Here is an 18,041-nt window from a genome sequence, read left to right as displayed (position 1 = left end):
AAGCGGCGGGTTATACTCCTTTGCTTGAGTTGTAAGATTGCTTCGTACCTCGCAATGACGGCAATTCTAATAAAAGCAAGATTTATTATTCGAACTCAGTTTAATAATATTTCTCCATTCCTGCTGCGGGTTTCCAATCAGATTTTGGCTCGAAATAGTGCCATAATGTTCGACTAAGCTTTCTTATAAGCGTAGTACCTTCGTTATCATGAGTCCAAGAGGTATCTTTTTGGTTTTTTGTAGCAATGCAAAATACATAATCGCCATGTGGTGCATTTACCAAAACCACTTCCGAACGTGCTTCATCTACCGCACCAGATTTTGATGCAGCTTGAACATAAGGAGGGATTTCAGATAATGCTTCTTTGTCAAAATAAATGCGGATTAAATTACGGTAAATACGTTCTGATGCTGCAGGACTAATCATTTTTCCATCGCGAATAAGGGTTAATAGTGTTGCCATTTCTCGTGGTGTGGTTTGTCCCCAACCAAATTGCTTGCGGTTTTGCTCTCTGCCAGGCGTTCTAGAATTTACACGTGTATATTTTAATCCGTTTTGCTCCATTAATTCATTTATCGCTGTTCCAGTTCCTGCTAAACTTTGGCTCCATAAACTTGCTGTATTATCGCTAGTGGTAATCATTAGCATTAAAACCTTACTCAGCCAAATCTTTTCATTGTTTTTAAAAGAACCTAAAATATCTTCACCAGCATATAGTAAGCTGTCTTTATAAATTAATTGCGCTTGATAACTGAGCTCACCTTTTTCTATTTTATTAAAAATACCACAGGTGATGGGTACTTTAACCATACTTGCTGTTGGGAAGATGGTATCTGCATTAAAACTTGCAGTTTTACCAGTTTTTAGGTTTTTCACATACATTCCAACATCACCTTTAAAGTCTTTAGCAAGCTCTGCTAGCATTTTAGTGAGTTTGGTGTCCGTTTTTTCTTCTTGAGCAAATAGATGAGTTCCAACAAAAAGTAAAATGAACAGCAGTTTAAATGATTTCATGGTTAAGGATTTGATTAAACGAATATAATTAATTCAGTGCCTAGATGGCAACTAGTGACAAACATTGTATTTAAGAACTGATTTCTGAGGTATATTTATGTTCTATCGCTTCGCGGACAAACTTTTTTCCTGTAGATGAAAAAAGTATGCAAAAAAACCCACGACTGCACCCAGCGCTATTAAAGTTTCTACGTAGGGTAATTGGTAGTTTCCGCACTGGACAAGGTCGATCTTAGGTTAACGAATGAGTCTTGCTTAGGCTTGAGTTAATTAAAATAACAAACTGATGCATGTTAATAATAGCACAAAAAAAATCCCCTGATTTTAATCAGAGGACTTTTATATGTTATTTTTTAATTAGAAAGAAAAATCGTCGCTTTCAGTTTTTGGTGTATGATTATATTCTGCATTTTCAGAATATTCGTAACGTTTTTCAACTACTTCTTGATGAGATTTGATATACTCTACAGTTTCTGTTAAACCTTCTGTAAATTTTTCAAAGTCTTCTTTGTATAAAAAGATTTTATGTTTTACAAAAACACCATCCTCTAATCTCTTTTTGCTCTCTGTTAAGGTTAGGTAATAATCGCCTGAACGTGTTGCTTTTACATCAAAAAAGTAAGTACGCTTACCAGCTCTAACTTTCTTAGAAAAAACCTCTTCTCTCTCTTTGTTGTCAAAATCTCCCATTGTTGTGTGTTGTAATTAGTTTAAGGTTGGGGTAAATATAAAGCAATAATTATTAAAGTTCAAAATAGAATTATAGTAATTGTTCAAATTAATATATAATACCATTTGGCCTAAAGAGTGTTTATGTTTTAGCGAAGTTGATTAAATCAGTTTTACGTAGTTTACGGTATATAAGTTGTGTGCGTATTGATCAACTCCTTGCCTAGTTATAGTCTTATTCGAGAAAATGTCCACTTTTGAAAACCTGTGTGCATCAAAACTGGTAAGTAACCTAAACTAAACACGAGTTTGACTAGAGCTCTACCAAAGCATAAGTCGCGGTAAGGTCGCCATAAGGTCGCCTTAATGTCGCGATAAGCATCAAGAAAAAATTAGGATTTGTATTGAAGAAAGGTGAGGGTGGGATGATTTTTAAATATACAGTTTTTTGGTAAAGTTCGTTCAATTTTTTAAACGATTGATACCATTAACATCATCAAATTCTGTTTTAAATGAAGCTAAATTAAACAGATGAATTCTCTTCTTCTAATAATTGATTGTCGTACATTTCTGCATAAACACCACCATTTTTAAGCAATTCGTGATGTGTGCCTTGCTCGATAATTTTTCCATCATCTAACACAATAATTTTATCGGCGTTTTTAATGGTTGATATTCGATGCGCAATTAAAATACACGTTTTGCCTTTCATAATTTCGCCTAAATTGCCTAATATTTCTTCTTCGGTTTTGGTATCAACTGCCGAAAGACAATCATCAAATATTAATATTTTAGGTTCTTTAATTAATGCTCTAGCAATAGAAACACGCTGTTTTTGTCCGCCAGAAAGTGTAATGCCACGTTCGCCAAGCATGGTTTCGAACTTCAAGTCAAAATCTATAATGTTGTTGTATACTGCTGCGTTTTGAGCAGCTTTCTCTACCTGACCAGATTTGACTTCACTTAAACCAAAAGCGATGTTATTTTTAATGGTATCAGAAAAAAGAAATACCTCTTGAGGTACAAAGCCAATCTGATTTCTATAATTACTTAAGTTTAAATTTCTTAATTCAATGCCGTCAATTTCAATTTTTCCTGAATCAGAATCATACATGCGCATAATTAAATTGGCCAACGTAGATTTTCCAGACCCAGTTCTGCCAATTACTGCTACAAATTGCCCTTTTTCTACTTCAAAACTGACATCTTTTATGGCTTCAATACCCGTATCTGGATACGTAAAACTTACATTCTTGAAACTAATTTTTCCATCAAAAACAGGGGTTTCCGAAGTTGTAGAAGTAATATCAGGTTGTAGTTGTAAAAATTCATTAATCCGTTTTTGCGATGCTGCTGCTCTTTGAATTAAGGTAGTTACCCAACCGAGCATGGTTACAGGAAAAGTTAACTGATTTACATACACTATAAATTCGGCAATATTACCAGGGGTAATGGAACCTTCCATTACTTGCTTTCCACCTATATACACCGTTAAAATAGTGCTTAAGCCAACCAATAAAAGCATGGTAGGGTAAAATAATGCCTGAACTTTAACCAAATTCATAGAACTATTCTTATACGCAATACTTTCGTCTGCAAAAACGGATTGTGTTTGATTTTCTCTTACATACGATTTAATTACGCGAATGCCTGAAAACCGTTCTTGTACAAAACTCGATAATCGTGACAACTGTTCTTGAATTCGCTCACTTTTTTGATTGATAATCGTGTTTACATAATAAATGGTAACGACTAAAATTGGAAGTGGAAGTAAACAATAAATAGCCAATTTGCTATTTACATCAAACATGAAATAGATAATTAATGAGAATAAAACAGCCGTATTAATGGTATACATAATAGCTGGTCCAACATACATTCGCACTCTATTTACATCTTCTGTAGCACGATTCATTAAATCTCCAGTATTATTCCGACGGTAGAAACCGAGACTTAATTTTTGATAATGCGCATAAATTTCATTCTTCATATCGTACTCAATATGTCTAGACATGAGGATGATGGTTTGTCGCATAAAGAATAAAAACAATCCTCTGATGAGGTACATTACTAATATGAGTGCGCCAAAAAAGAATAAGCTATAACTAAAAATATCATAGATAATTTGCTGACGATCAAAGCCATCAAATAACTGATAGATTAAAATGTTTTCGGTGATTAAGTTAAACGCATGGCCAACTACTTGTGCAGGTACAACGCCAAATATATTTGAAATGATGACAAAGATAATTCCAGGAATTATCCACCATTTATATTTATAGAAGTATTTGTTTAAAAATAGAAGATGTTTCATCAGCTGGTAAAGTTAGCCAAAAGAGTTTCTTTTTTTAATAAAAACAAAGTAAAATAATGGTTTTTTTATCTTAATTTTGCCACCGTCAATTCAACAAATTTGTATGTCTGGTACTAGTTCTATCGTCACTTCTGTTTTAGACCAATTAAGCGCATCAGGCCATAAAAAAGTGGTTTTTTGCAATGATCCCGATACCGGATTAAAAGCCATTATTGCTATTCATGATACCACATTAGGTCCTGCTTTAGGCGGAACACGTATGTTTAATTACAGTTCTGAAGCTGAGGCTTTAGAAGATGTGTTGCGTTTATCGAAAGCAATGACCTATAAATCTGCCATTACTGGATTAAATTTAGGCGGTGGAAAAGCAGTAATTATCGGAGACTTAAGAAAGAATAAAACTGAGGCTTTAATGAGAAGTTATGGTCGTTTTATCAAAAATCTAAACGGTGAATTTATTACTGCCGAAGATATGGGTACTACGACTAGAGATATGGAATATATCCGCATGGAAACTAGCCATGTTACAGGTGTTCCAGAATCATTAGGCGGTGCTGGTAATCCTGCGCTATATACTGCTAAAGGAGTTTTTCTAGGAATCAAAGCATCGGTTAAAGAAGTTTTTGGTACCGATATGTTGGCTGGTAAATCTGTAGTAGTACAAGGTATTGGTAATGTTGGTGAGCACTTGGTTGATTTGTTGAGACAAGAAAATGTAGAGGTTTACATTAGCGATATTAACGAAGAACGTTTGCATGAGGTTGCTCGTAAATACAAAGCAAAACCAATCGATGCAGATAAAATATTCACCATTGGTGCAGATATTTATTCGCCATGCGCATTAGGTGCTACAGTGAATGATAAAACCATAAAAAACATGAAATTCTCTATCATTGCTGGTTCGGCAAATAACCAATTGGCAGATGAAGATGTTCATGGTCAGTTGTTGTTGGATAAAGGAATTTTATATGCACCAGATTATTTAATTAATGCTGGAGGTTTAATTAACTGCTACTCTGAATTAACAGGATTTGGTAAAAAACGTACCATGCAATTAACCGAGCATATATACGATGCAACTCGCGAAGTATTTAAGTTATCTAAATCAGAAAAAATACCTACCAATTTAGCTGCGGCTAGAATTGCGGAAAAAAGAATAAGCGACATTAAAAAAATAAAATCATCATATTAATTAGTATAAACGGTAGAAATTACCACTCGTTCTTACATTCATGTTAAACAGAAGGCACCTAAGAATCAAAGCTTTGCAAAATATTTTTGCTTGGCACATGACAGAAAAAAAAGATGTAGTAAGCAGTCAAAAAACTTTAATGCAAAGTATTGATAGTGTTTACGAAATGTATATCCGTATGCTTGCCTTATTGGTGGATGTAACAGAATATACCGCAAACGATGCAATTGAAAGAGCAAATAAACATTTGCCAACTGCGGAGGATTTAAGTCCAAATCAGAAATTATTGCACAATAAATTTGCAGTAACCTTAAAGCAAAATCCAGAATATACTGCGGCAATTAATAAATACCAAGTGAATTGGCATGCAGATCCAGAATTGGTGAAATCTATTTTCATTAAATTAAAGGATACAAAAGAATATGCTGCTTATCTTGAAGAAGGAGAGGAAACGTTAGAAAGTTCTAAAGAAATCATCAAATTCATTTTCCGTAAAATATTATTGAAGAATTTAAATATCGTTCAAGCATTTGAAGATAAATTCATCAACTGGTCGGTAGATAGAGAAGTAATGCAAGGCATGATTGCTAAAACATTAAAGAACTTTACTTCGGAAGATCCATTTAAAAATAAACTAACACCAATTAGTGCTGATTGGGTAGAAGATAGCAGATTTGTGAAAGATCTTTTTGCCTATACCTTAAAAAATGATAACGCTTATCAGGAATTAATTGCTGAGCGCACTAAAAATTGGGAATCGGAAAGAATTGCATTAATGGATACTATTTTAATGAAAATGGCCATTTGCGAGTTGATGAATTTTCCATCTATTCCGGTTAAGGTAACCATTAACGAGTACTTAGAGTTATCAAAAGATTACAGTACACCGAAAAGTAATTCGTTTATAAACGGTATCTTAGATAAAATTTTAAACGATTTAAAAAGAACAAATAGTATTAAAAAGCTAGGTAGAGGTCTAATAGAAGACTAATATCTTAAAAGAATAAAAACGAATGAGAAGAATATTTGCTATCGCATTAGTTGCAATTGCCTTTACAGCATGTAAACAAAGTGCATCTAAAAAAGTAGAAGAAAAAGCTGCTGCAGTAACTGGTACAACACCTGCAGTTTTAGCTGAAGATGCGCCTAAAGTTAAATTTGAAAAAGAGATTTACGATTTTGGCGCAATTAAACAGGGTGAGAAAGTACATTTCGAATTCAAGTTTAAAAATAATGGTAAAACGCCATTAATTATTACAGATGCAACTGCTACCTGTGGTTGTACTAAACCAGAATATCCTGAGGCTCCAGTTAAGCCAGGGGAAGAAGGTGTTATTAAAGTAACATTCGATAGTACAGGTAAAATGGGAATGCAAGATAAAGTTGTGACTATCACTTCTAATGCAAATCCAGAAGCAGCGAAATTACACTTGGTAGGCGAGGTAAAAGAAGTAAAATAGTTTTTGGTTAACCAAAATAAGATAACAATTAACAATAAAGCAATTCAACATTTAAACAAAATATAATAATGACATCACCAGTAATTTTACAAGCAGCGGGCGGAAATAGCCTATATAGTACAATCATACCAATGGTATTAATTATGATTGTTTTCTATTTCTTTATGATTAGACCTCAAGTAAAAAAAGCTAAAGACCATAAAAAATTAGTTGAAGGTTTGGGTATTGGCGATAAAATTGTAACTACCGCTGGTATTCATGGTAAAATTGTAGGTTCAAACGATACTACTTTTTTAATTGAAGTTGAAGGTGGAACAAAAATTCGTTTCGATAAATCTGCAGTTTCTTTAGATGCAACTAAAGCAGCTACTACTGCGGCAACTCCAAAAGCATAATTAATCTCTACATGTTAAGGCCGCTCTTTCGTAATTTCGAGAGAGCGGCTTTTTTTTTGTAAATTTACACCATGCCATTTATTAAACTAACTAAAATAGAGCGCAAGCGGTTTGTATTACTCATTACCTGCTTACTTTGTGCAATAGCTGCTTGGTTATTTATGGCGCTTAATAATAAATACATGTATACAGCTAAAACAGAGTTGATATACAAAGATGAACCACAAAAAAAAGCATTTAAACCTTTACAGCCTGATGTAGTGGATTTACAAGTAGAAGGAACTGGCTGGCAATTGCTTTTTTCGCGTTTGCGCATTAAACCGCAGTCCATTACCGTAAGTTTAGAAAAATTAAGTAACAGAAGTTTCGTGCTGTTTTCAGAGCAATTGCCACAAATTAATAAGCAATTAGGAAGTGCTCAAAAAATCATTTCTATAAAGCCAGATACCTTATATTTCGATTTTTCAAAACGCACAAATAAGCGTGTACCTATAAAACTGGTGTCAAATTTAAGTTTTGTTAAACAATACGGAATTTCAAATCAAATACAATTAACACCAGCGTATGTAAATATTTCTGGTCCGCAAGAAGAGTTAGCAAAAATATCAGCTTGGTATACCGATACGTTAAAATTGGAAAACTTACAAAAACCTACCAATAGTAGAATAGCAATTAAACAAAATAGCTCCAATAATATAAGCATTTACCCAAGTAGTGTTAATGTGAAAATCCCTGTTGATGAATTTACCGAGAAAACTGTTGAAGTACCACTTAACGTAATCAATAACAAAGATTTTTACGATATTAAACTCTATCCAAAAAAAGTAACGGTTAAGTTTATGGTTGCTTTATCAAGTTATCAAGAAGTAGATGAGGATTTTATAGAAGCCTCAGTCGATGTGAACGAGTGGAAACAATTAGGTCATCATAAGTTTTCTGTGAAAGTTACTCGTTTTCCAGATTATTGTAAATTTTTAAGCGTAACGCCTAATAAAATCAATTTTATCATCGAAAAATAATGTTAAAAGTAGGTATAACAGGCGGAATTGGTAGTGGGAAAACCACTATTTGTAAAGTGTTCGAAACGTTGGGTATTCCTGTTTTTTATGCAGATGCTGTTGCTAAACAGCTCATGATTACAGATTTAATTTTAGTAGAAGGAGTTAAAGAAGCCTTTGGTGCTGCAAGTTATTCGCCTACTGGGATTTTAAACAATCAACATATCGCAAATATTGTATTCAATAATAAAGCAGAGCTCGAAAAATTAAACTCATTAGTACACCCAGCAGTGTTTAGGGCATTTGATGTTTGGGAAAAAGAAATGCCACAATCAGTGCCATATACACTTAAAGAAGCCGCTCTGTTATTTGAAAGTGGTTCGTATAAAATGTGCGATAAAAACATATTAGTGACTGCACCTTTAAGCTTAAAATTAGCAAGAGTAATGCAACGCGATGGAGTTACAGAAGCACAAGTACAAGCCAGAATGGATAAGCAGTTTACCGATGAACAAAAAGCTAAAATGGCTGATTATTTTATTGATAACACTGAAAATACCTCAGTTATTCTACAAGTTTTAGATTTACATCAGCAGTTTTTAAGCCTTTAGCTGCTAAATTAAACTTATGTCAAACCCCACTCAAATTATAGACGATTTTATCGTTCAAACTAAAACTGGCTTATTTTGTAGCTATGGTAACTTCTATTTAGATCCAAAGGAGCCTGTAGTACATGCTGTAATTTCTCATGCGCATGGCGATCATGCAGTTGGTGGAAATCAAAATGTGTATTGTACCGAAGCGACATCAGTTTTTATGCAACATCGGTACAAAAAATTCGCTGCTGCAGATTTTCACATTAAAACTTACAAAGAGAAATTCGTAATAAATGGAGTTGAACTCAGTTTTTATCCTGCTGGACATATATTAGGCTCTGCTTTAGTATTGATGAGTTATGAGGGCGTGGATTATTTGTATACTGGAGATTATAAATTGGAGGAAGATGCCACCTGTGAACCCATTGAGTTTGTGAGTGCAGATGTGCTGATTACTGAAACTACTTTCGCAAATCCAGAAACGGAACATCCTAATGCGATAACTGAAATTGAAAAGCTAAACGAGGTGAAAATGAATATCATGTTGGGCGCTTATGCACTTGGCAAAAGTCAACGTTTAATCAGCATGATCAATCAGTATTGCCCTGAAAAAAGAATATTGGTGCATCATAGTATTATGCCTTTTGTGAAAATTTACGAGCAAATGGGCATGCAGGTTGGTAAATATGAAGTTTACGATAGAAAGGTGATGAAAAATAACCAATCTGGTATGATTTACATTGTACCACCAATGGTTTTTCATAGTTATATAAAAGCTATAAATGTGGTTCGGATTTTTGCCACAGGGTGGAAACACTTACAAAGTAAAAACGAAGTTCAATTGTATATTTCAGATCATGTGGATTGGAAAGCCATTTTGGAAACTATAAAAAATGTTGCTCCTCAACAGGTTTGGACAACTCATGGAAGTGGTACACAGTTACAATCTTATTTTGCTCCTAATTTGGTCGTTAAATTGCTTAATTAATGGAAGAAGGTATTGATTATTATCTCAACGAAGATGGCCTAATGGTTTTTACAGCAGCATATCATTTAAAAAGAGGATATTGCTGTAAAAATAAATGCAAGCATTGTCCGTGGAATTATGGGAAAGATAATAGTCAGAAAACCTCACTTCCATCATCTAACCAACCGAAAAACAAATAATGCTAGTAGAAAAAGAAACAAAAACCCAAAAATCTGAAAACATATTCCAAAAGACCCTAATTAACATTACACACACGTTCCATTGGAGTAGTCAGCAAGTAAAAGACATATTATTGCCTTTTGATATTACTCAACAGCAGTACAATGTGTTAAAAATCATCAGAAATCAATACCCAAGTCCTTCTACCATAGGTTTAATTCAAGCTAAAATAGTGGACAAAATGAGCGACACCTCTAGAATTGTAGATCGATTAATTCAAAAGGGATACGTTAAGAAAACTATTAATACATACGACAAAAGAGCAGTTGACATTATTATTTCTGATGCAGGTCTATCTTTGTTAAAAGAAATAAACAAGAAAATTGATTTTTCTACTTTAATTGCACCTAATCTTACACCTGAAGAAGCTGAAAGGCTAAATCTCTTGTTAGATAAAATGAGAGGGTAAAAGCTAGATTACAATTTAAATGACAAGCTGAAAATGATAGACAATATAAAAATAGTAGATACTAAGATTTTTCTGACAATTGGTATATACTTAAAAAAATAACTTATGAGTATACAAAAAAGGATGGTACTAAACTTACTCAGAGTAGAGAAGCCTATGATAGAGGAAATGGTGCTGTAATTTTACTTTATAACAAACATCAAGAAACGGTAATTCTCACTAGACAGTTTCGCCTCCCTACATTCATAAATGGAAATGAAACAGGGATGTTAATTGAAGCTTGTGCGGGATTATTGGACAAAGATAATGCAGAAGATTGTATCAAGCGAGAGACCGAAGAAGAAACCGGATATAAGATTACACATGTAAATAAAATTTTTGAAGCATATATGTCGCCGGGTTCTGTAACAGAAATCCTATATTTTTTTATTGCCGAATATTCGAAAGAAATGAAAGTAAATGAAGGTGGTGGTTTGGAGCATGAAGAAGAAAATATTGAAGTTTTAGAATTCAAAATCGAAAAGGCAATGAGTATGATAGAAAACGGAGAGATTAAAGATGGAAAGACAATACTATTACTTCAATATATAAGACTCAATAATATACTTTAATGCAAATAGACAGACCTCTTATGATACTTGTGGCAGGACCTTATCGTTCAGGCACAAATGATAATCCACATTTAATTGAAGCAAATGTAAAGGCAATGACTGATACAGCATTAGAGTTATATAGAATGGGACATATGCCTGTATTAGGAGAATGGTTTGCTTTACCACTTATTGAAGCAGCAGGTTCAAGACAAATTGGAGATGATATTTTTAATGAGATTTTCCATCCAATAGCCATAAACCTAATTAATCATTGCGATGCAATTTTAAGAATTGGAGGGGCTTCAACAGGAGCAGATGAAATGGTAAAAATAGGACAGGTAAAAGAAAAAATTATATTTCTCGATAAATCAAAAATCCCCAACTTAAAGCGATAAGTTATACAGCCTTTACTTCATTGTAGTATTGCTTCGTACTTACAATGACGATTTAGCAATACAATAACCTAAAAAAAACAATCAAAAATTTAATGACTATGTCCTGCGCTATAAAAACCAATTAACGCAATTCCAATACCTAATAAAACGGCCAACATTTTGCGCTTGTTAATTTTATGATCAGCACTTGATTCGAAAAGGATTGTAGTGGAAATATGTAAAAATATTCCGATGACAATGCCCATCATTTTGTTAAAATAAGGCTCCATACCGCTGATACTTCCATTGCTTAAACTTAGGCTGAAATAATATCCAGCTGGTGCCATGAAAGCGAAAAGTAAAATGTAAAGCACAACTTTGTTAGGCTTAAAATGATTTTGTACTAAAATACTAGCTAATGCAAATGCAGCAGGAATGTGATGCAAAGAGATGCCGAAAATCAATTCATTGTTTTGATCTTTAGCTAGAGGCATTCCTTCTAAAAATGCATGTAAACATAAACTGATCATAATACCCCATGGGAAAACATGCCCATCATGGTGTTTATGGATATGGCCATGTTCTACACCTTCAGAAAATTGTTCTAGAAATATTTGTAACAGAAATCCAATTAAAATGAAGATACCGATCTCACTTTTATCAGTTCCACTATAAGCATCAGGTATTAAATGTAAAACAGTTATCGCAAATAAATACGCCCCGCTAAAAGAAAGAATGAGTTTTAACAATTGAGATTTGTCATTCTTTACTAAAAAGATAGCTAAGCCCCCTAAAAAAGCACAAAAGAATAAAACGAGAAATTTCCAGATTTCCATTAAGCTGTAGGTTGTAATTTTTTATAAAGATAATAGGTAAATAGACCAATGCAAGTTCCTAATATAGCACCTGCAAACGTATCAATAGGGTAATGTACACCAACATATATTTGCGCAAAGCTGATAATGAATGCCCAAGCTAATCCTAATGGTAAAATAGGCCTCCATCTTGTGTAAAAAAGACAGATTAAAAATACTGCAATTCCAAAATGGTTAGTAGCATGGGAGGATGGAAAACTATAGCCGCTTCCACAAGGTACACGATGTATGATTTCGTTAGTTAAACTAACTTCATTACAAGGCCTTATTCGTGCAACATTTGGCTTTATTATTCTTGATGCAATTAAATCGCCCATAGCAAAAGTTACCAAAAGCATGCAGATGATGTAATAACCTTGTTTTTTAAACTGTCTGATACAAAATACAACGATAAAAAGATACAATGGCGACCAAAAGAAACGGTTTCTCATTAATGGCATTAACCAATCGAAAAACTCATTGCTTAGACCACGATGAATTTTTAAAAATAACTCGGTATCAAATTGTTGTAACTCTGCTATCATGCTTTTTTACACACAAGAATTAAACGATCAGATTTTATTTCATCGAATGGATCAAGTGCATAATTACCGAAAATTGCAGTAATGGTTAAGCCGCTTTTGCTAAACATACGCTCAAAATCTGCTAAAAAAAATGCCTGTACACGTTCCTCAAAAGCATATGCCTTTAATCTGTGTTCAAAATTAATATGTTTAATGATTTTCCCTTCACTAACAAACTTATGAAGGTGAAACTCAATACCATCCACTGTTTTAGTTTCCTGATTGGTTAAATTCTTAATTATTTTCTGCGTATTAAAATAATCAATAACCAATGTTCCATCTGCTTTTAATCCTTTTCTAAATGATTTTAAGGCATTAATATGATCTTTTTCAGTATCGAAATAACCAAAGCTGGTAAAGAGGTTTAGCTCAAAGTCAAAATAATTAATGTAAGCCAATTTGCGCATGTCATGCACATAAAAATGCAGGTTTTTCTGTTCAAACTGCTGGGCATATTTAATGCTCTGTTCTGAGAGGTCTATTCCGGTAACATCATACCCCTTTTTGTTTAAATAAATAGAATGACGACCTCTTCCGCAAGCAATATCTAGTATTCTACTGTTACTTTTTGGCTTAAGATAGGCAGACAAATTATCAATTAAAAACTCTGCTTCTTCGTCGTTCCGCTGACTGTAAAGAATATGATAGTAGGGAGAATTAAACCAATATTGAAACCATTTTCGCTGCATTCCACTGATGAGTTTGACGTTTTGTAAAGAACAAATATATACATTGTGGGCAACAGATATGGATTTAAAATTTTTTTAGCATGAGCCGCAGGGGCGGAGATTTGTATTTTATACATTATGTCGATAATACATAGAGATTTAATGTTTTTAGTTAAATATGCGCATCTACCGCTTACTACTTTAATACATTCATTTTATTACCTTCATGTGTGTTAAAATAGAAGTCATTCCTTAAATTTTTATTATTTTTGAAAAAATCTACAAAACTTGACTTTAATAAAATCTATTTCCGGAATTAGAGGGACCATTGGCGGAAAAGCTGGCGATGGTTTAACCCCAATCGACATTGTTAAATTTACTGCAGCCTATGGTTCATGGGTAATTAACAAAACTCAAAATAATAAAATTGTACTTGGCCGTGATGCCCGTATTTCGGGAGAAATGGTTAACAATTTAGTAATTGGCACCCTACAAGGTTTAGGCATTGAGGTAATAGACTTAGGTTTATCTACTACGCCAACTGTAGAAATTGCAGTTCCTTTAGAAAAAGCTGGTGGTGGAATTATCCTAACCGCTAGCCATAATCCAAAGCAATGGAATGCCTTAAAATTATTAAATGAGAACGGAGAGTTTATTAGCGATGCTGATGGAAAAGAAGTTTTAGAAATTGCAGAAAATGCTGATTTTGCCTTTGCTGATGTAAACGAGCTAGGTAAGGTAACTTCAAATGATACCTACTTACAAAAGCATATTGATGTAATTCTGGCGCTACCTTTGGTAGACGTTGAGGCCATTAAAAAAGCGAATTTCAAAATCGCAATTGACTGTGTAAACTCAAGCGGTGGTATTTTTATTCCTGCTTTGCTTAAAGCATTAGGTGTACAAACCGTTTATGAATTGTATTGCGAACCAAATGGAGAGTTTCCTCACAATCCCGAACCTTTACCAGAAAACTTAACTGAAATTGCTAAAGTTGTACAAGAAAAAAGAGCTGATTTAGGTATTGTAGTAGATCCAGATGTAGATCGCCTTTGTTTTGTAAATGAGGATGGAACTATGTTTGGCGAAGAATACACGCTTGTTGCTGTTGCAGATTATATCCTTAAAAACACACCAGGCAATACGGTTTCTAATTTATCATCAACGCGTGCTTTAAGAGATGTCACCGAAAAAGCTGGTGGTGTTTACAATGCATCGGCAGTAGGGGAAGTAAATGTGGTGAACCAAATGAAAGCTACAAACGCAATTATTGGTGGTGAAGGTAATGGTGGAATTATCTATCCAGCATTACACTATGGCCGCGATGCCTTAGTTGGTATTGCTTTATTTTTATCGCACTTAGCAAAAGCAGGAACATCTATTTCGATCTTGAAACGTAGCTATCCACAATATCATATTTCTAAAAATAAAATAACGCTTACGCCAGAAATGGATATAGATGCGTTATTAATTAAAGTACAAGAGAAATATAAAAACGAAAAGACAAGTACAATAGATGGTTTGAAAATTGATTTTGCGAACGAATGGGTGCATTTACGCCGTTCTAATACAGAACCAATTATCCGTATTTATAGCGAAGCTGAAAATGAAACGGTAGCTGAAAACTTGGCGAACAAAATTATATCAGATATTAAAGAAATATTACAACTCAACTAATATCACATTAGGATAATCATACTAAAATGAAAAGAGTTTATTTAGATAATGCCGCAACCACACCATTAGATAAAGAAGTTATTGCTGAAATGACTAATGTAATGGAGAATTTCTACGGAAATCCATCTGCTATACATGCGCTTGGTCGCGAAGTAAGAACATTGGTAGAGAAAGCGAGAAAAACAGTGGCGGGTTTGTTAAATGCTTCACCATCAGAAATATTTTTTACTTCAGGTGGTACAGAAGCAGATAATACAGCAATTCGTTGTGGCATTTCTGCGTATGGGATTAAACATGCAATTACTTCTAAAATAGAACATCATGCGGTAGAACATACCCTAAATATGTTGCTGAAAGATGGAGTAATAGATAAATTAAGCTTTGTAAATATCAACGAAAAAGGACAAATAGACTATAACCATTTAGAAGAATTACTTCAGCATAATTCACGTTCTTTTGTATCGTTAATGCATGCCAACAATGAGTTAGGTACGCTAACGGATATGGAAAAAGTAGGTGATATCTGTGAAAAATACAATGCAATTTACCACGCAGATACTGTTCAAACCATGGGGCATTATCCACATGATGTACGTAACCTGAAAGCTCATTTTATCGTTTGTGCAGCACATAAATTGCATGGACCAAAAGGGGTTGGCTTTTTATATGTAAACAGCAATATTAAAATTCCGCCAATGATTTATGGTGGTGCACAAGAGCGCAATATGCGTGGTGGTACAGAAAATGTATATGGAATTGTAGGTTTAGCGAAAGCATTAGAAATTGCGTATAAAGAAATGGACGAGCATCAAGCGTATATCCAATCATTAAAAGATTATTTAAAAGAGCAATTAATAGCAGAAATTCCTGGTATAGCCTTTAACGGTGAAACCGAAGCAGATAAAAGCCTGTATACGGTATTAAATGTATCATTTCCAGAAATGGACATGGCAGATATGTTGTTATTTAATTTAGATATTAATGGTATTTGTGCCTCAGGTGGTAGTGCCTGCTCATCAGGCTCTAACATTGGTTCGCATGTTTTAAATGGGATAAAAGCTGATCCTAATCGCCCTTCAGTACGTTTTTCATTTAGTAAATACACTACTAAAGAAGATTTGGATTATGTATTAGAAAAAGTTAAAATGGTGGTAAAACAAAATGCTTTAGCATAATTGTATTTAATTAATTTACACTAACATAAAAGCCCTAGTATTTGCTAGGGCTTTTTTAATGCTTATAATTTTCTTTTAACTAAATTAAATTAATTGAAAGTTTATACTAATTTATTTTCAGTTAAACAATTTAATTAATAAAATACATCAAAAATGTTACGTTAGTAAACAAATATGTTTAGTTAGGTTTGTTTAAATTTAAAACAAATACAACTATGAAAAAACTATCTATCTATGTGATCTTATGTTTGCTTATAAGCGGAACGATTTATTCTTGTGCAAAAAAGGAAGCTAAAGATGATCCCACAAACAAGAACTATGAAAAGCTTTTGTATGAAAAGCCAAAGGTCAGTAACACCGTAAATGGTGAAAAAGATCCAAACGTTATTAATCTACAAGAGCGAGTTAAAAAAACAGTTCAAATTAGTTATGAGAATGACATTTTTACAGAACTTAGAAATGATAAGGGTTGGATTGCTTTCATAAAAAAAAATGATTACAAAATAGATTCAATAAATATTAAAAAGACTACTATTGAGAGTACAAGAATAATTTTACTTTCTATACCATTTACTGCTAAAGAGAAAAGTGGTTTTTTAAATGTTTATAATTTGAATAATAAATATTTCTGGACGAAGGTTTTCATAGAAAATTTACCGGAAGGCGCTATAAAATTTTCAATTCTTACTGCTGATGACAAATCGTTAATGGAACTTAATTTGAACAAAGATATGAGAGTAATTAATTTTTCTGCCCCAAAATCTAATAATCTATTATTACAAAATCCTAGTTTTAAAACAGAAGTTGGCTATTTAGCAGCTCCTAGTTGTTTCAAAGATAAATCCTATTATGAATGTTTAGAATGTGTAATTCTTCAACATTGTGGAGGAAGTTTAGCATGTACTATTGCTTGTACTGCTTACTGGGAGGCCTGTTTAGGAATTGCAGCAGTTGCTTGCTTGCCTTAACTATTATCAACTAAATACATATAATTATGATTACTTATTTGAAATTTAAAATTTTCGCTGCACTTATTGCTATAAATATTGGCGTGGTTTGGGGTTTTTATGAATTTTTTAAGAATGGTAACACATATCTACTTAAGCTTTGCGTTGCCAGCTTTATTTTTCATCTTCTACTGTATTATATTTTTGTTAAAAAGAAAGAGACTAAGTCAAAGCCTTAACTAAAGTAGTATTTTATATCGTATCAGGGTTATCGTGATAGGATTATATTGATTACAATAACTTGGCGATTAAATTAACTTATTAAACATATAATTATGATCAATTATTTGAAATATAAAATAAACATAGCACTTATTGTTATAAATATCGGCATAGCATGGGGATTTTGGGAGTTTTTTAAAAATGACAATAAAGTTTTGCTAATGATTAGCTTTGGTAGCTTTATTCTCCACCTGCTATTGTATTATTTTTTTGTTAAAAGGAAAGAGACAACGCCAGAGTCTTAATTAAATTGAAATAGAATTTTATAAATCCCATCAGAATAATGCTGATGGGATTTTTTGTTTAACACCAGCTGATTCCCAAATCAAGCAAACAATAATTTCTCACCATTGTTATTTAACTACATCAAAACTAAATATCATGGAAAATTATAATGAAAAAGACAGTACCATTAAAAAAGATGCGACTGTAACAGATACTGAAAAAGAAACACCAAGAAACGAAGAAAATATGGAGAAAAACTCTTCTTCAAACATGACTAGTAAATTTGAAAAAAAACATGGTCGTACGCATAACGCCTTTGGCGATGGTCATGAACCAGGTACAATTCCAGGTACAGGGGTATAATAATTAACCTTTATTTTATTAAATTTAAACCACGGAAATTTTTT

At 33.2% G+C, this 18,041-nt stretch carries 21 protein-coding genes; 15 read left to right on the top strand and 6 right to left on the bottom strand.

From position 1 onward, the window contains the following. Positions 1-100: 100 nt before the first annotated feature. From ACHMWN_RS16120 to ACHMWN_RS16110, 3 genes are all read right to left on the bottom strand, one after another. Positions 101-1,015: a serine hydrolase gene (locus tag ACHMWN_RS16120; RefSeq protein ID WP_397303184.1), complete on the bottom strand. Its 915-nt coding sequence runs from the start codon at positions 1,013-1,015 to the stop codon at positions 101-103. Between the two features lie 357 nt (positions 1,016-1,372). Continuing rightward, positions 1,373-1,705 carry a DUF3276 family protein gene (locus ACHMWN_RS16115; RefSeq protein ID WP_397303181.1) on the bottom strand — a complete coding sequence of 111 codons (333 nt, stop codon included), beginning with the start codon at positions 1,703-1,705 and terminating at the stop codon, positions 1,373-1,375. Positions 1,706-2,207: 502 nt separating this feature from the next. Then, positions 2,208-3,998 carry an ABC transporter ATP-binding protein gene (locus ACHMWN_RS16110; protein WP_397303179.1) on the bottom strand — a complete coding sequence of 597 codons (1,791 nt, stop codon included), beginning with the start codon at positions 3,996-3,998 and terminating at the stop codon, positions 2,208-2,210. 103 nt (positions 3,999-4,101) lie between these two features. Here ACHMWN_RS16110 and ACHMWN_RS16105 point away from each other — a divergent pair, with 103 nt between their 5' ends. From ACHMWN_RS16105 to ACHMWN_RS16055, 11 genes are all read left to right on the top strand, one after another. Beyond that, positions 4,102-5,190, top strand: a complete 1,089-nt coding sequence (locus ACHMWN_RS16105) for a Glu/Leu/Phe/Val dehydrogenase (RefSeq protein WP_397303176.1) — start codon at positions 4,102-4,104, stop codon at positions 5,188-5,190. A 40-nt stretch (positions 5,191-5,230) separates the two neighbouring features. Then, entirely contained in the window at positions 5,231-6,181 is a 951-nt protein-coding gene (nusB, locus tag ACHMWN_RS16100) for a transcription antitermination factor NusB (RefSeq protein ID WP_397303174.1), read from the top strand. Between the two features lie 22 nt (positions 6,182-6,203). Next, positions 6,204-6,650 (top strand): DUF1573 domain-containing protein, encoded by a 447-nt coding sequence (locus ACHMWN_RS16095; protein WP_397303171.1) that lies wholly within the window; start codon positions 6,204-6,206, stop codon positions 6,648-6,650. Positions 6,651-6,718: 68 nt separating this feature from the next. Then, a complete protein-coding gene (gene yajC, locus ACHMWN_RS16090; RefSeq protein ID WP_173270147.1) occupies positions 6,719-7,045 on the top strand; it encodes a preprotein translocase subunit YajC in 327 nt (108 codons plus the stop codon). A 71-nt stretch (positions 7,046-7,116) separates the two neighbouring features. Beyond that, a complete protein-coding gene (locus ACHMWN_RS16085) occupies positions 7,117-8,064 on the top strand; it encodes a CdaR family protein (protein ID WP_397303167.1) in 948 nt (315 codons plus the stop codon). After that, positions 8,064-8,654, top strand: coding sequence for a dephospho-CoA kinase (gene coaE / locus ACHMWN_RS16080; RefSeq protein ID WP_397303164.1), 591 nt, complete (start codon positions 8,064-8,066; stop codon positions 8,652-8,654). The genes ACHMWN_RS16085 and coaE overlap by 1 nt, the downstream gene beginning before the upstream one ends. Positions 8,655-8,670: 16 nt before the next feature. Then, positions 8,671-9,627 (top strand): exonuclease, encoded by a 957-nt coding sequence (locus tag ACHMWN_RS16075; protein ID WP_397303161.1) that lies wholly within the window; start codon positions 8,671-8,673, stop codon positions 9,625-9,627. After that, complete coding sequence (locus ACHMWN_RS16070) at positions 9,627-9,806, top strand: DUF5522 domain-containing protein (protein ID WP_397303160.1); 180 nt, start codon at positions 9,627-9,629, stop codon at positions 9,804-9,806. Before ACHMWN_RS16075 ends, ACHMWN_RS16070 begins: the two co-directional genes overlap by 1 nt. Continuing rightward, the gene (locus ACHMWN_RS16065; RefSeq protein ID WP_397303157.1) at positions 9,806-10,255 is read left to right on the top strand and encodes a MarR family winged helix-turn-helix transcriptional regulator; all 450 of its coding nucleotides are present in this window, start codon (positions 9,806-9,808) and stop codon (positions 10,253-10,255) included. Before ACHMWN_RS16070 ends, ACHMWN_RS16065 begins: the two co-directional genes overlap by 1 nt. 86 nt (positions 10,256-10,341) lie before the next feature. Continuing rightward, positions 10,342-10,866 (top strand): GDP-mannose pyrophosphatase NudK, encoded by a 525-nt coding sequence (nudK, locus tag ACHMWN_RS16060; protein WP_397303607.1) that lies wholly within the window; start codon positions 10,342-10,344, stop codon positions 10,864-10,866. Continuing rightward, positions 10,866-11,243, top strand: coding sequence for a DUF4406 domain-containing protein (locus ACHMWN_RS16055; RefSeq protein ID WP_397303155.1), 378 nt, complete (start codon positions 10,866-10,868; stop codon positions 11,241-11,243). Before nudK ends, ACHMWN_RS16055 begins: the two co-directional genes overlap by 1 nt. Positions 11,244-11,332: 89 nt before the next feature. Here the strand turns inward: ACHMWN_RS16055 and ACHMWN_RS16050 are convergent, their stop codons facing one another. The 3 genes from ACHMWN_RS16050 to ACHMWN_RS16040 are packed head-to-tail and all read right to left on the bottom strand — an operon-like array spanning position 11,333 to position 13,349. Beyond that, on the bottom strand, positions 11,333-12,058 hold the full coding sequence (locus ACHMWN_RS16050) for a ZIP family metal transporter (protein ID WP_397303152.1): 726 nt from the start codon (positions 12,056-12,058) through the stop codon (positions 11,333-11,335). Beyond that, positions 12,058-12,621: a phosphatase PAP2 family protein gene (locus ACHMWN_RS16045; RefSeq protein WP_397303150.1), complete on the bottom strand. Its 564-nt coding sequence runs from the start codon at positions 12,619-12,621 to the stop codon at positions 12,058-12,060. Before ACHMWN_RS16045 ends, ACHMWN_RS16050 begins: the two co-directional genes overlap by 1 nt. Continuing rightward, positions 12,618-13,349 carry a class I SAM-dependent methyltransferase gene (locus tag ACHMWN_RS16040; RefSeq protein WP_397303147.1) on the bottom strand — a complete coding sequence of 244 codons (732 nt, stop codon included), beginning with the start codon at positions 13,347-13,349 and terminating at the stop codon, positions 12,618-12,620. The genes ACHMWN_RS16045 and ACHMWN_RS16040 overlap by 4 nt, the downstream gene beginning before the upstream one ends. Positions 13,350-13,616: 267 nt before the next feature. Here ACHMWN_RS16040 and glmM point away from each other — a divergent pair, with 267 nt between their 5' ends. From glmM to ACHMWN_RS16020, 4 genes are all read left to right on the top strand, one after another. Further along, positions 13,617-15,005 carry a phosphoglucosamine mutase gene (glmM, locus tag ACHMWN_RS16035; RefSeq protein ID WP_397303144.1) on the top strand — a complete coding sequence of 463 codons (1,389 nt, stop codon included), beginning with the start codon at positions 13,617-13,619 and terminating at the stop codon, positions 15,003-15,005. A gap of 26 nt (positions 15,006-15,031) precedes the next feature. Next, the gene (locus tag ACHMWN_RS16030; protein WP_397303142.1) at positions 15,032-16,180 is read left to right on the top strand and encodes a cysteine desulfurase family protein; all 1,149 of its coding nucleotides are present in this window, start codon (positions 15,032-15,034) and stop codon (positions 16,178-16,180) included. A 215-nt stretch (positions 16,181-16,395) separates the two neighbouring features. Beyond that, positions 16,396-17,148: a hypothetical protein gene (locus tag ACHMWN_RS16025; protein ID WP_397303140.1), complete on the top strand. Its 753-nt coding sequence runs from the start codon at positions 16,396-16,398 to the stop codon at positions 17,146-17,148. A gap of 642 nt (positions 17,149-17,790) precedes the next feature. Continuing rightward, complete coding sequence (locus ACHMWN_RS16020) at positions 17,791-17,997, top strand: hypothetical protein (protein ID WP_397303138.1); 207 nt, start codon at positions 17,791-17,793, stop codon at positions 17,995-17,997. Positions 17,998-18,041 lie beyond the last annotated feature (44 nt).

The organism is Pedobacter sp. UC225_61, from assembly GCF_044452285.1.
In the GTDB taxonomy this organism is placed as follows: Bacteria; Bacteroidota; Bacteroidia; order Sphingobacteriales; family Sphingobacteriaceae; genus Pedobacter.
Note: the sequence above shows the minus strand (reverse complement) of the source record. Positions and strands in the feature narration are given on the sequence as shown.